Origin of the sequence: Robinsoniella peoriensis (genome assembly GCF_000797495.1) — a bacterium.
In the GTDB taxonomy this organism is placed as follows: domain Bacteria; phylum Bacillota; class Clostridia; order Lachnospirales; family Lachnospiraceae; genus Robinsoniella; species Robinsoniella peoriensis.
Map to the genome: position 1 here is coordinate 431541 of NZ_JTGN01000003.1, position 14108 is coordinate 445648.

General features: G+C 43.1%; 10 protein-coding genes. 8 read left to right on the top strand and 2 right to left on the bottom strand.

Features of this window, described 5'->3' with window-relative positions; all coding sequences use genetic code 11:
* Nucleotides 1-30: 30 nt before the first annotated feature.
* Nucleotides 31-1242, bottom strand: a complete 1212-nt coding sequence (locus QR40_RS08290) for a helix-turn-helix domain-containing protein (protein ID WP_044294297.1) — start codon at nucleotides 1240-1242, stop codon at nucleotides 31-33.
* A gap of 45 nt (nucleotides 1243-1287) precedes the next feature.
* Nucleotides 1288-1527 (bottom strand): hypothetical protein, encoded by a 240-nt coding sequence (locus tag QR40_RS08295; RefSeq protein WP_044288845.1) that lies wholly within the window; start codon nucleotides 1525-1527, stop codon nucleotides 1288-1290.
* Nucleotides 1528-1764: 237 nt separating this feature from the next.
* Between QR40_RS08295 and QR40_RS08300 the strand changes: the two genes are divergently transcribed.
* The 8 genes from QR40_RS08300 (at nucleotide 1765) to QR40_RS08335 (ending at nucleotide 14016) form a co-directional block, all read left to right on the top strand.
* Complete coding sequence (locus tag QR40_RS08300) at nucleotides 1765-3081, top strand: glycoside hydrolase family 1 protein (RefSeq protein ID WP_330373699.1); 1317 nt, start codon at nucleotides 1765-1767, stop codon at nucleotides 3079-3081.
* 25 nt (nucleotides 3082-3106) lie between these two features.
* Entirely contained in the window at nucleotides 3107-4582 is a 1476-nt protein-coding gene (locus QR40_RS08305; RefSeq protein ID WP_044294299.1) for an MFS transporter, read from the top strand.
* A 23-nt stretch (nucleotides 4583-4605) separates the two neighbouring features.
* Complete coding sequence (locus tag QR40_RS08310) at nucleotides 4606-7137, top strand: family 78 glycoside hydrolase catalytic domain (protein ID WP_044294300.1); 2532 nt, start codon at nucleotides 4606-4608, stop codon at nucleotides 7135-7137.
* A 15-nt stretch (nucleotides 7138-7152) separates the two neighbouring features.
* A complete protein-coding gene (locus tag QR40_RS08315) occupies nucleotides 7153-9393 on the top strand; it encodes a glycoside hydrolase family 2 protein (RefSeq protein ID WP_044294301.1) in 2241 nt (746 codons plus the stop codon).
* Nucleotides 9394-9406: 13 nt separating this feature from the next.
* Nucleotides 9407-10270 (top strand): sugar phosphate isomerase/epimerase family protein, encoded by an 864-nt coding sequence (locus tag QR40_RS08320; RefSeq protein WP_044294302.1) that lies wholly within the window; start codon nucleotides 9407-9409, stop codon nucleotides 10268-10270.
* Between the two features lie 95 nt (nucleotides 10271-10365).
* Nucleotides 10366-11940, top strand: a complete 1575-nt coding sequence (locus tag QR40_RS08325) for a hypothetical protein (RefSeq protein WP_052430748.1) — start codon at nucleotides 10366-10368, stop codon at nucleotides 11938-11940.
* A gap of 241 nt (nucleotides 11941-12181) precedes the next feature.
* Entirely contained in the window at nucleotides 12182-13123 is a 942-nt protein-coding gene (locus QR40_RS08330; RefSeq protein WP_044288843.1) for an ABC transporter permease, read from the top strand.
* Complete coding sequence (locus tag QR40_RS08335; protein WP_044294304.1) at nucleotides 13123-14016, top strand: carbohydrate ABC transporter permease; 894 nt, start codon at nucleotides 13123-13125, stop codon at nucleotides 14014-14016. Before QR40_RS08330 ends, QR40_RS08335 begins: the two co-directional genes overlap by 1 nt.
* Nucleotides 14017-14108 lie beyond the last annotated feature (92 nt).

A 14108-nucleotide genomic window follows, 5' to 3' on the forward strand; every position in this document is an offset into this window, starting at 1 on the left:
AAACTGCAGATAATACGATTAGAATTCTTTCTATATTTTCATATTTTTTCGTCGATATCCCGCAGGTGTTTCTCCTGTCACCTTCTGAAAAGTATCAGAAAAAAAGCTCCGCGAACTAAACCCGAGCTCATTACTGATATCAATAATACTCATATTTGTCGTGCTAAGTAAAATCTTAGCCTTCTTTATCCGTTCCTGATGGATATACTTACTAATGCTACTTCCCATTTCCTGTTTGAATTTACGGGAAAAATAGTATTCGGTATATCCCGCACGGGATGCCAGAAACTGAGTGGTTAGCTTATCAGTGATATGCATGGTGATATAATCGCAGCAACTTAGGACAGCTCTGGAAATATTGGCATTGGTTCGTACCTGTCGAACTTTTTGAACATATTCCTCCATGATGTTTTCAACAAGAACCGAGGCTTCCGGAATAGAACCGGAGTCTTCAATTCTTTGGGTATAATAATCTTGCATAGTATAGGAAACAGCAGGAGATAGGCCTCCTTCGATGGCTGCACGAGAACAAAGTGTCAAAAGGACAATCGCATTATTCTTAGCATTGCGCAGGGGGCCTCCTGAATCAAATTTAACACCGCTGCTTAAGGTGCGGGATGCATTTAAAGCTTCTTTATAATGGAGATTTCCATCCCGAATCATCTGAATAAATGTCTGCTCTGATGCCCAGATACCCCAGTGTTCATCTGATTTGGAGGATAAGTTGTCCGTATTCTTAGAATTATCTGTTGATGTAATATGCTGTAGTTGATCAATGGCAATTTTTTCTCCAGTGATACAGTAGTGAAGCATAATTGCATACTGGTAGAGGAGATTGAGCGGTACGATTGGAACCTCTTCCAGCTGCCTTAGTACATCCATCCGGATATGGACGGACAAATCGTGCCGGTTAAGACTTTCTTTTACCTGCTGGTAAGAATTCTTTCCGGTAAAAATTGGGCCAATGACATGGACATGAGTCAAGCTGTTGCCATCCCATTCAAAGTCGGCAATCCACAGAAAATTCAAAAAGGTATCTAATATGAGCGGATAATGACCGGTCTTGGCATAGTTAAGCAGATAAGCTGACTGACTTAGTAAGGAATAATTATTACCTGCGGCAAACTCTTTGGGACAGCTCGTATGAAGCAATGTCAAATCGGCAGCATAGGTCCAGTAGTATATATTATGGCTACAACAAATCAGTTCTTGAAATAATTTTAGATTTTCTATGATACTCATTACACATTCCCCTTTCTATCATATAAACATGCGGACTTTGAACTGCTACGCTCTGCTCTCTTCTAAATAGGGGGAGAGTTTGGGAATATCCTCTTCGCTCATACAACAAATCGTTCCCTGACTCCAATCATAGGAATGGCTGGCAACAGTACAAAAGATATATTGGCTCAAAGTAGAACTAAGATTAAGTCTGTCTCCATCTGATGTTTCATAATACACTTCACCTTGGCATTTCTGAATTTCCAATAAAAACTTTGCTATATCTATATTTGATTTTAAATTCATATCCTTCGCTCCTAATCTCTTATCGTATGCTTCCATTCTAGTATATAATACAATCTGAAAAAAAACAGTTAAAAATTCGCGATTTTGTTCAAAAAATGGTTGATAAAGAATTATAGACAAATATCAAACAAAAAAGCAAAATTTTGAAAACAAAGAAATGAAATAGTATATATAATCAGATTATGGAGAAAAGAAACATGTAAGAGCAAATTTGGTTAGAGTAGAGAGGAGAAGCAAATGATGTTTTCAAAAGATTTTATGCTTGGAGCTGCGACAGCAGCACATCAGGTGGAGGGAAACAACATACACAGCGATTATTGGGTACAGGAACAGATATCACATTCTATGTTTAATGAGCCGTCCCTGGATTCAGTGGATCATTATCATCGGTATAAAGAAGATATTCATCTGATGGCAGAGGCGGGACTTAATACCTACCGTTTTTCAATTGAATGGGCGAGGATCCAACCAGAACCGGATACGTGGGATGAGGCAGAAGTACAGCATTATCGTAATGTGTTGGACTGTTGCTATGCAAATCATGTGCGACCAATCGTTACCATGCATCATTTTTCGTCACCTAAATGGCTAATCAGTCAGGGCGGATGGGAAAACCCGGAAGTGGTGGAGAAGTTTGCTGCATATTGCAAGCGTTTAGCCAATGAACTGGGTGATAAAATGGAATATGTCTGCACGATCAACGAGGCAAATATGCGTCTCCAGTTGGCGGCATTAATGAAAGAAATGGTGCTGCGAATGGGAGGACAACAGACAGATGCAGATAAAGAAATCGGTGATAAAAAGAGTGCAGCCCAAGAGAGTGATGTGCAAGTTGGTATCAATATGAATAAAGAAAACATGATGCTTAGTATGATGGAGAGTGCACAGGCCTTTGGCCTACAGAATCCCATGGATGTTCATACCTTTGTATCTCTGTGTACACCAGAGGGTGACCTATTAGTAATGAAAGCCCATGAAGCAGCAAGGGATGCAATGAAGGAAGCGTGTCCGCATCTGAAAATTGGCTTGACCTTATCGTTACATGATATGCAGCCTTATCCCGGTGGCGAGGCATTTGCTGAAAAAGAATGGGATGAGGAATTTAAGCACTACCTGCCATACATTAAGGATGATGACTATCTGGGCATACAGTGTTATACCAGAAAGCGTTTTGATGAAAACGGTGGTGCCCAGGCAAAAGATGAATGTTTGCGGACACAGATGGGATATGAGGATTATCCGTTGGCGATTGTAAACGTAACTCGTAAGGTAGCAGATGAATTTAAAGGTGATTTGATTATTACCGAAAATGGAATCGCAACGGCAGATGATAGCAGACGTTGCCAGTTTATCCGAGAAGTGACGGAAGGAATCCAAGCTTGTATAAACGATGGGATTCGGGTGAAAGGATATATGTACTGGTCACTCTTAGACAATTTTGAATGGCAGAAAGGCTATGGTATGAAATTTGGCCTAATCGGTGTTGACCGTAGCACTCAGACACGTTATCCCAAGGAAAGCCTTCAGGTGCTTGGAAGCTTAATGGAACGATAAAAGTAAAAGAAAAGGGGGGACAAAAATGAGCAGGAAAGAGAAAAACACACAAAGTGAAATCGATGGTGTACAGTACCGTCGGGCAAAAACATGGCAGATTGCCTTATCGCAGCTCAACAGTGGGGCAGCCATGTGTTTCTATATGCTAATCGGTTATGCAAGCTATGTTGGAAACGTGGGATATGGCGTTGCAACCGCATTGGTTGGAATAATTATCACCGGCACCCGTATTTTTGATGGCATTACTGATCCGCTTATTGCATTATTGATTGATAAAACGAACACACGGTTTGGAAAGCTTCGTCTTTTTATGTTTGGGGGCTGGCTGATTGAGACTCTGGCAGTTTTCATGATGTTCAATTGGTTCAGCGACAAAGGGCATGGCGTAGTTACCTTTATTCTAGTGTACATGCTGTACATTATTGGCTACACAATAAATAATATGGCTGGTCAGGTCATCGGACCGGTGCTGACCAATGATCCGAAACAAAGACCGTTAGTAGGAGTGTGGTCAACTATTTACAACTACTTCATCCCCATGTGTATATCAATGGGGATTACAGTTGGAATCTTACCTAAGTATGGAAATCAATTTACAGCCCCGATGTTAGCTGCAGCTTGTACCTTTGCAGTAACCGTTTCCTTTATACTGGAGCTTTTGGCCTGCATAGGTGTCTCACCGGCAGATAAAGCAGAAAACTTTAAGGGAATCAGTACTAAGAGCAGTCAGGAAGGGGTAAAGATCAAAGATATGATTACCATCCTTAAGACCAACCGCGCCCTTCAGACTTATATTTTTGCTGCAACATCAGATAAACTAGCCATGCAGACGGCTGGGCAGGCAGTTGTCACGACCATGTTATATGGAATCATTATCGGTAATATGCAGCTATCAACCATTGTCACTATGGTAGCCATGCTTCCTTCCATTATATTTGCCATTTACGGTGGACGCTATGCCGGAAAACATGGAAATAAAGAGTCAATTATTACGTGGACACGCCTGTGCATTATTACCACCGCTATTTTGATCGTATTTTTTGGAGTGACATCTTCCTGGACGGTCGGAAAGGTGATGCCACTGATGATAGTTTTCTTTGTCCTGACATTGTCTACAAATGGCTGTAAAATGTGTGTGACGACGGCAACCGGCGCCATGCTGGCTGATATCATCGATTATGAACTGGATCGTTCCGGTAAATATATGCCGGGCACTATGACAGGTGTTTATAGTTTTGTCGATAAGCTGGTTTCCTCCCTGGGTGCAATGATTGCTACCGGAAGTGTGGCAGTAATTGGTTATACAGCAGTAATGCCACAGCCAACCGATGAGAGAACACCTGCGATCTTTATAATGACGTTAATATTGAACTATGGTCTGCCAATTCTTGGATGGATCTGTACCTTGGTTGCACTTAAATTCTCACCATTATCCAAAGAGAAGATGGTAGAGGTGCAGCAAAATATTCAGGAGAAGAAAGCACAGGCGGAAGCAGAATAAGGTACGGGGAGGTATAAATTCAAATGAAAGCAATTAAACTCAAGACAGAACGCCTGGTGAATCCACTTGGAATAGACATCAAGCAGCCGTCTTTATCATGGATTTGCCAAGATGGAATTACTCAGACCGCATATAAAATAGAAGCGGTATCAGATGGGCGCATCGTCTGGAATAGCGGGAAAGTATCGACAAATAAAATGCAGGTGACCTTTGGCGAAGTACTGAAAAGTAAGCAACGGGTAAGCTGGAAAGTCCGTCTTTGGGATGAAGCGGATACGGTTGGAGAATGGAGTGAAGAAGCTTTTTTTGAAGCGGGTATTTTGGATGCTACGCAGTTTGTGGCAAAGTGGATAAATCCGGAATTGGTTTGTGATCCAAGTGTACATAAGCCGGCCAGCTATTTGCAGACAACTTTTAAGGCACCGCTTGGAAGTCAGGCGCGACTGTACATCACCTGCCACGGGCTGTATGAAGCATATATAAACGGTCTGAGGGTGGGAGACTTTGTGCTTGCACCGGGAAGCGATACCTATAATAAGAAACTGACCTATCAAACTTACGATGTAACTGAGCTGGTGAAAGAAGGAAAGAATAATGTCCAGGTGATCTTAGGGGATGGATGGTATCGCAGCTGCTCCGGTGTGGATGGAGAGAGAAATCTCTTTGGTGAAGATATTGCGCTGTTCTTTCAGCTGGAAGTTGATGGTGTGCCAGTTTGCATTTCAGATGAAAAATGGCAGGCAACCCAGGATGGACCAATTCGCGAAAACGATATGCAGCAAGGTGAAATATATGATGCCCGTAAGGAGAGATTGACAAGTTGGCATGAAGTGAAGGTGGAAGATTTCGAGATCACCCATTTCAAAGGTTCAAACTCAGTACCTATCGTGGAACAGGAACGTTTTGCCGGAAAGATAATGATTACGCCGAACGGTGAAACAGTGATTGATTACGGACAGAACCTGGCAGGTTATGTGGAATTTACCGTGAATGCGAAGGAAGGACAGACTCTCACCATGACCCATGGTGAATCGCTGGATGAAAATGGGAATTTTACAATTGAGAATTTTCAGGACCGTAAACGACATAAAGAAGGAGAAATAAAGCAGCGTGTGGAATTGATCTGTAGAAATGGCCGAAACCATTACAAATCTAAGTTTACTATTTGGGGGTTCCGCTACGCGAAAATAGAAACCGATATAGATTTATCCACAGCAACCTTTACTTCCATTGCCGTATATTCCAATATGGAGCAAACGGGGAGCTTCGAGTGCTCCAATGAAGACGTGAATCAGCTGGTGAGCAACAGCATCTGGAGTATGAAATCCAATTTTTGCGACATGCCAACCGATTGTCCAACCAGAGAGCGTGCAGCGTGGACAGGGGACATGGGAATCTTTATTGAAACCGGACTCTTTTTTGCTGATTGTTATCCGGTCGTACGAAAATGGCTGAGCGAGTGTCGCTTGAATCAGTATGATGATGGAAAGCTTTCGATTATCGCACCGCCAAATAACCAAACAAGTCAATACGCAGGAATGTTAGCCTCTTCGGTTGGCTGGGGTGATGCAGGCATAATTGTGCCATATACCATATATAAACGGTTTAATGATGTTCGCATTTTGGAAGAAAATTATGAAATGATGCAGGGATGGTATGGATTTTTAGAGAACCGCGCAAAGCAGATAAATGAGCATAACCCGATTGGAAAAGAAAATCCCTATGCAATGTATACCATCGACTCGGGTGTTGACTTTGGCGAGTGGTGCGAGCCGGGTGTCTCGGCGATGGCAGCTATGTCAAAGCCGCAATATAAAGTGGCTACAGCATATTTTGCCCGTTCCGGCAGAATGCTGGCAGAAATTGCCGAGGTCCTTGGACGAAGCGAAGATGCCGCACATTACCGGGATGCCGCAGAGAATGCTGCAAAGGCATTTCATTTTGTAGCGACTGATAACGGAAAGATCCATTCGGATCGCCAGGCAGAGTATGTACGCGCCATCGCGTTTGATTTGCTGAGCAAGGAAGAAGTCAAAGCGGCTGCAGCAGAATTAAATGGAAAAATCATAGAAAATGGCTATCACCTAAATACCGGTTTCCTATCGACACCGTCGCTGTGCAGTGTATTAGCGGAGTATGGCTATCAGGAAACGGCTTATCGTTTACTACTACAGGATACGATGCCGGGCTGGTTGTATGAAGTGAAAAAAGGTGCTACTTCCATTTGGGAAACCTGGGATGGCATCAATGAAAAAGGTGAAGTTAGTGCATCGCTGAATCATTATTCCTACGGTGCTGTTTGCGGGTGGCTGTTTGCCGGCGTGTGCGGTATTCAGGTGGAAAATGAAAGAATAAAGATAGCTCCACAACCACATAAGCTACTGGCATATGCAAAAGCGGTTTATCAGTCTTCGATGGGAGAAATTGTCAGCTCATGGAAATATGAGCAGGATCAGTTTTTTTATGAAATCACGGTTCCAGCCAATGCAAAGGCAGAAGTATGTTTACCGGATGGCAGACATGAGTTCGTGACAGCAGGTGTTCATCATTTTTAAAGGAAAGGAAAAATTATGCGGAATACGATTTTATTGGATAACGGCTGGCAGTTTGTAAAAACAGCTGCCAGTGCCTCTGCAGCATGGGAGACTTCAGGCGAAGCAGTAACCCTCCCCCACACATGGAATGCCTTAGACGGGCAGGACGGTGGTAATGATTATTATCGTGGACTCTGCTGGTATAGGAGAAAACTGGACATAACCGAAGTGGCAGATGGACAGTCTTTGGCAGAATTAAAGAAGGAGAAGGAGATCTGGCTGGAATTCTGCGGTGCCGCGATGACGGCTGAATTCTATTTGAATGGAGAAAAAAGGATAACTCACGAAGGCGGATACTCTACCTTTAGGGTAAATCTGACTGAATATCTGCAGGAAGAGAACCAGTTGACAGTTTCGGTGGATAATTCGGAAAATGACCGGGTATATCCGCAAAAAGCCGACTTCACCTTTTATGGTGGTCTTTACCGGGAAGTGAATCTGTTGATTGTACCAAAAGCACATTTTGCTCTTGGCTATGCCGGCGGATCGGGCATCAAGGCCACGCCGGAGGTGGTTGGAAAGGATGCAAAAGTAACCGCCGAAGCCTGGGTAGAAGGTGTGGCAGAGACAGTTACTTTTGTAATCGGTGACTTGATACAGGAAGCCCAAATCATAGACGGACACGCAGAAGCGGTATTTACCATTGAAAATGTACATCTATGGGATGGCATCGATGATCCATATCTGTACACCATTAAAGCGGAAATTTGTCAGAATGATGAAGACGGTGACAGCATTACTACTAAATTTGGTTGTCGCACCATCAAATTTGACCCACAGGAAGGATTCTTTTTAAATGGTCGTAGCTACCCGCTGCGTGGTGTTTCACGTCATCAGGACCGTCTGGGCACGGGAAATGTCCTGTCGAAAGAAATGCAGGTAGAGGATCTGGAAATCATCCGGGAAATCGGTGCAAATACCATCCGCCTGGCGCATTATCAGCATAGTCAGTATTTTTACGATCTGTGCGATGCTTACGGTATGATTCTCTGGACAGAGATTCCATACATCACCCAGCATATGCCAAACGGCAGGGAAAATACCTTAAGCCAGATGCGAGAGTTGGTGGTGCAAAATTATAATCACCCATCGATTGTCTGCTGGGGATTATCGAATGAAATTTCTGCAAGTGGAGGCGTTACCGATGATTTGATGGAAAACCACCGGTTATTAAATGATCTGTGCCATAGTCTGGACGCGACCCGGCCGACCACGATGGCCCATGTATTTATGCTGGAGACGGACAGTCCGCTATTAGAAATTCCTGATATTGCCAGTTATAATCTGTACTTTGGCTGGTATCTGGGCGAGCTGGAACAAAACAACAGCTTCTTTGATGAGTATCATGCTACTTACCCCAAACGATGTATCGGATTTTCTGAATATGGTGCAGATGCCAATCCGGCATTTCATTCATCAGATCCGGAGCGCGGTGATTATACCGAAGATTATCAGTGTATTTATCATGAGCATATCATCAGGATGATAGAGGAGCGTCCGTATCTCTGGGCGACCCATGTCTGGAACATGTTTGACTTTGCGGCAGACGGAAGAGACGAGGGTGGTAAGAACGGTCAGAATCAAAAAGGGCTGGTTACCATGGATCGAAGGCTGAAAAAGGATGCGTTCTATCTGTATAAGGCATATTGGAGCGAGGAAGCATTTGTCCATTTGTGTGGCAGCCGATATGTGGATCGGGCAGAGGGAGTAACCGAAGTAAAGGTCTATTCCAATCAGCCTGAAGTGACCTTATATGTAGATGGTGAGCCGATTGAGACACAAAAGGGGAATCGGGTATTTTGCTTTGCAGTGCCCATCAGTGGCAATCATACCGTGCAAGCTCTGGCGGGACAATGTACTGATGCAATGTCGATTCGCAAGGTAGAAAAACCGAATCAGGATTATCGGTTCGGAACAGCCGGAGACCTTGTCAACTGGTTCGACAAAGATGATTTCAAAGAGGGATATTTTTCAATAAAAGATACGCTGGCAACATTGCAGAGCCATCCCCAGACAGGAGCAATCATGGGAGCGATGATGGCACAGACATCTGCCGGCCGGGGTGATGTGGCTGAAAGTGTAAAGGATAACCCAAACCTGATAAAAATGATGGGAGCTATGACTTTGGAGAGTATGTTAAAGCAGGTCGGAGACGTCGTGAGTCAGGAGCAGGTAATGGCTTTGAATGCAGCATTGCAGCAGATTCCGAAACAATAGAGGAAGCGAAAAAATGGAATTGAAAAAAACGGTAAAAGCAGTTCAGATGATTCAGCTCGGCACAGTCATGGGAAGCGAAGAGAAGGCAAAAGAGACCATGCAGCTGATGAAAGATGCCGGATATGACGGAATCGAATTGAATGGCTTTATGATTAAAAAAATGCCCATGATAGTCCGGCTCCTGACCACACTGGCCAGAATGCCGATGGGGAAGACCGGCAAATTGGATTGGGAAAAGCTGATAGCCGAGTCTGATTTAAAGGTGGTCAGTGTACATGAAGACCTGGGAAGCTGCATGCGGGCACCGGAGGATATTATCGCCGAAGCAAAGGCCTTTGATACCAAATATATTGTTGTGACTGGGATGCACCAGTTTGATTATTCAGATAAAGCGGCGGTACTGGATTTGATTGAGAAACTGAACCATGTAGGAAAGGTTTTTGCAGAAGGAGGTATTTCCCTGTTATACCATAATCACAACTGTGAATTTCGCAAGGTAGAATCGGGCAAAACGGCCTATGACTTGATTCTAGAGAAGACGAATACGGAGTATGTCAATTTTGAATTTGATTCCTACTGGCCAGCTGAAGCAGGTGTAGATGTGCTGCCATTAATGGAGCAGCTAGGTGAACGGATGAAGCTGTACCACATCAATGACCGGGGAAGCCGTGTGAGTGGAAGGACTAGCTCGATTCTTAAGTCAGATAGCATGGAGTTGGGATATGGGAACATGAATCTTACGGTGATGGTGGAACAAGCGAAGAAAGCCGGCGTGGACGCGGTGATTCTGGAGAGCCATAAAAACTGGGTGGATAAATCGCCGATAAAATCATTTCAGATGAGTGCGGAGTTTATGAACAAATATGTGACTTTTTAACAGGCATTTAAGAGGAGGAGAACATAAGTTCAACAACAATCAACAAAAAGGTGATGTGCAGAAAGTAGAGGCTGCAAAGTAGAAAGGAAGGAATTATGTTAATCGAAAATACAGAATATGGTCGCATAGAAATCACAGACATTCCGCTGCCAGGCGGAATTGATACAAATGTAAACGGAACCTATACTTTTTCCGGGCGTGTATTAGTATCTGTGAGAGAACCTGAAAAAAATGAAAATTGGTATCGGGTGTTTACAATATCAGAGGAGGGGCGGGAACTCTGTGAACTGTTTGATGGAGTAATCCCAATGAAAAAGGGAGCTAACGGAATACGCTGGATGTGTTATTCCGATAATAAACGGATCTTGCTAGGGGACTATGTGTTAGAATGCACACCAGATCTGGATCGATGTACCTCGTCTGAGTTAGTGGAAGTGGTATTTCCAGAAGAGATCTACGAAATCCCAGGGTTATTTATGAGATGGTCCGAACCGTTGATTGCGCCTGACAATGAGCATATATGCTTCTCGTCCCTAACAGGGAACGGAGTTTTTAATTTTCTCGGAAGCCTAGTGAGAAAGGAATCCCATTATGCAATGGAAGATATGTGTATCATCAGTACTGTGAACGAAGTTGAACCAGATTTGGAAAATGAGGGATTTTTCCGTACCAAGGTAAGCAGAGGAGGGGAAGTTAAACAGTTTGTAAGGGGAGGAAGAGGTATTACGCTGGCTGGTGGGGGAACCTGCATTACGGAAAGTACGCTGCAGATGCTGGATACAGAAGAGGTTGCTCAGATTACAGAGACACTTGGCTATGAAGAAACGGCTATCTTTTCTCCTAATGAGCATTATGCTGTCTGTATGTCGCCTAGGTTTTCACCGAAGACGGACTGTGGGGTACTGGGGGTTGTGCCACTTCATAAGGATAATATCACACGAAGAAAATATTTGAATATGTTGTATCAGTATGCGATTTCAGGTGTCCGTTATGAAAAAGCCGGTAATATTGGTCCGGTACTGATTGATGTCCAGCGTTCTATGAGTGAGGGAAGAGCTCACGAAGGGATAAATTTAAGCGATCCGGAAGGAAAATGGGTGTATTATTCTCCTATGAGCTGGCATCCGGACAGTACAAAAGCAATGTGGAACGAAAGTACCCGGTTGGTAGAGGGGAAAGTAAAAAGCAGACTGCGCCAATGCAAGCTTTTGGATGTGCAGCCGTCAAAGCCAAAAATGTGGGGAGTGACTCCGGGAAAAGAAGAGATTCCTTATGCACTTCCAATGGAATATGCCAGAATGCAGACAGAGCCACCCTATCCCGTAAAAATAGAAGGTGTATGTGGCATAGTGGTAAACTCTTATATAGCGGGTGATACAGTAGAAACCAGATATGACCACTACAGTGAGGACGGAAAGACCTTTTATGATGGGTGGATTCGGGTAAAAGCGCCGGCCAACATGTTTGTGCCTGAAGAGACGGTCATTTGGAGCAATCTTCAAGTAACAGGAGAACATACGGGGCAGATGAAATTAAGGATTACATTTTTACCGGACAGTAGATTTCAAGTACATCTTGCAAAAGATATGGATGAGGATGGGGAGCCGAAATGTTACGGTTATGCAGAGTATGATGGACTTAGGAGAAACGTAGAGGATATGGCGGACTAAACTCCTCAGCCACTTTCAAAATAACATAGGCTAAAGCCGAGGCAGTATAACTCACATGAGCTATTTTGCCCCGGCTTTAGCCTATGTTACTTCCCGACAATATTTCAAATTCTTTACCATCCACACCACACGGTCATAGAATCTAAAAAATACCATGCCAAGACCTATAATATCCATATTTCAAAAAAATAGAAAAATGCTAAAATTAAATCATCAAAAAGAAAGAAGGTATGAGGGTGTTATGGTTGCAGTAAAAACAAGAAATGTTGCCGCAAAGTCTTCCGGATCGCGAAGTCATTTTAAAAAGTATTGGCCGTATTACGTGATGATGCTTCCAGGAATTATTTATCTGATTATGTTTAAATATATTCCGATGATGGGGAGTGTTATTGCATTCAAGGATTATTCGGCTTATAAAGGGATCTGGGAAAGCGCATGGTGCGGGTTGGAAAATTTCAAAAAATTATTTGTTTACCCGGATTTTTACAAGATACTTCGGAATACAATTGTACTGGGTTTACTGAAAATATGTTTGACATTTCCGATTCCAGTTATTCTGGCACTGATGCTGAACGAACTTCGGAATGCAAAGATTAAGAAAGGAATCCAAACAATTATTTGTATCCCATATTTTGTATCATGGGTTGTTGTTGGAGGTCTGGTATTTGATATTTTTGGTGTTGGTGGACTATTCAATAATGTAAGAGAATTCTTTGGAATGGATACGCTATTGGTTATGCAGAAAGAAAGCTGGTTCCGACCGATTTATGTGATTTCCACGATATGGAAAGAATCTGGCTGGGGGACAGTTGTATATCTGGCAGCAATTAGCGGTATTGACCCAAGTCTGTATGAATCGGCGGCAATTGACGGAGCGTCCAGATTTCAGAAAATACGTTATATCACATTCCCGCTTTTGATTCCAACGGTGTTGACATTGCTTCTTTTGAACATTGGAAGTTTCCTTACACTTGGTTTCGACCAGGTTTACAATCTGTATACGCCGATGACATATGCAGTTGCAGATATCTTTGATACATATGTATTTCGTGTTGGAATCCAACAGGCACAGTATAGTTTTGCAACGGCCGTTGGTCTGTTTCAGTCGGTAGTTGGATTATTTATGGTAGTTACGTTTAACAAGATTGCAAATAAGGTTTCAGAGGATGGAGGGCTGTGGTAATGAAAGTTCGTAAAAGAGCATCACATGTGCGGGAGGCTGCAAAAGACAGGGTTTTCGGGATTTTAATCACAATAATATTGGTTTTGTTTGCAGTTATTACAGCTATTCCACTTATTTCGGAACTTGCGATTTCCCTAAGTTCTAAGACTGCGTCACAGATGAATCTCATCAATCTGTTGCCGGTAGAATTCACGTTTGACTCATGGAATTATCTTCTGGGCAAGGGTGGAATTTGGAAACCGTTTTTAATCTCAGTTTCATCGACTGCAATTGGTGTGATTTTTGCTCTGATACTAAATGTGCTGATGGCATATCCCCTGTCAAAGGCGGAGTTTAAGACTTCAAAATATATTATGCTGCTTGTTGTGTTCACAATGGTATTTTCAGCACCCAAGGTGCCATACTTTCTCACGCTTCGCTCATTCGGATTGTTTAACAGCTATTGGGTTTTAATATTCCCACATATTATGACGGCATATAATCTGATTATTGTTCGGACATTCTTTAAGCAGTTCCCAAAAGAATTGGAAGAAGCTGCGATGATCGATGGATGCGGGAGGTTCCGAATCTTGTTCCAGATTGTACTGCCGGCATCCAAAGCAGTGTTAGCGACGGTTGGCTTGTTCTACGGTGTTACTATGTGGAATCAGTATGAACATCCGATGATGTTCATTCAGAATATGGATCTATTTCCGCTACAGATGAAGATCCGCTCCATCGTAGACGGGGGTAGTGAACTACGCGCGATTACAATGGCGCAGACAGCGAATTATACACCAGCAACATTGAGTGCGGTAGCAGTTGTATTTGCAATACTTCCGATTTTGATCGGTTATCCATGGATTCAGAAATACTTTGCTAAAGGTGCAATGCTTGGTTCAGTAAAAGGCTGATAAATTTTCTATATCACGGTCTACATATTAATCTCAGCTGTGATATAATCCTTGTGTGCACTGACGAGGTGCATATGATATTTCCTCGTGAT

What these genes read in the sequence shown, in the direction of transcription:
- QR40_RS08295 (WP_044288845.1), bottom strand. Translation starts at nt 1,527, where the DNA reads ATGAATTTAAAATCAAATATAGATATAGCAAAGTTTTTATTGGAAATT.
- QR40_RS08315 (WP_044294301.1), top strand. Translation starts at nt 7,153, where the DNA reads ATGCGGAATACGATTTTATTGGATAACGGCTGGCAGTTTGTAAAAACA.
- QR40_RS08335 (WP_044294304.1), top strand. Translation starts at nt 13,123, where the DNA reads ATGAAAGTTCGTAAAAGAGCATCACATGTGCGGGAGGCTGCAAAAGAC.
- QR40_RS08305 (WP_044294299.1), top strand. Translation starts at nt 3,107, where the DNA reads ATGAGCAGGAAAGAGAAAAACACACAAAGTGAAATCGATGGTGTACAG.
- QR40_RS08310 (WP_044294300.1), top strand. Translation starts at nt 4,606, where the DNA reads ATGAAAGCAATTAAACTCAAGACAGAACGCCTGGTGAATCCACTTGGA.
- QR40_RS08290 (WP_044294297.1), bottom strand. Translation starts at nt 1,242, where the DNA reads ATGAGTATCATAGAAAATCTAAAATTATTTCAAGAACTGATTTGTTGT.
- QR40_RS08320 (WP_044294302.1), top strand. Translation starts at nt 9,407, where the DNA reads ATGGAATTGAAAAAAACGGTAAAAGCAGTTCAGATGATTCAGCTCGGC.
- QR40_RS08330 (WP_044288843.1), top strand. Translation starts at nt 12,182, where the DNA reads ATGGTTGCAGTAAAAACAAGAAATGTTGCCGCAAAGTCTTCCGGATCG.
- QR40_RS08300 (WP_330373699.1), top strand. Translation starts at nt 1,765, where the DNA reads ATGATGTTTTCAAAAGATTTTATGCTTGGAGCTGCGACAGCAGCACAT.
- QR40_RS08325 (WP_052430748.1), top strand. Translation starts at nt 10,366, where the DNA reads ATGTTAATCGAAAATACAGAATATGGTCGCATAGAAATCACAGACATT.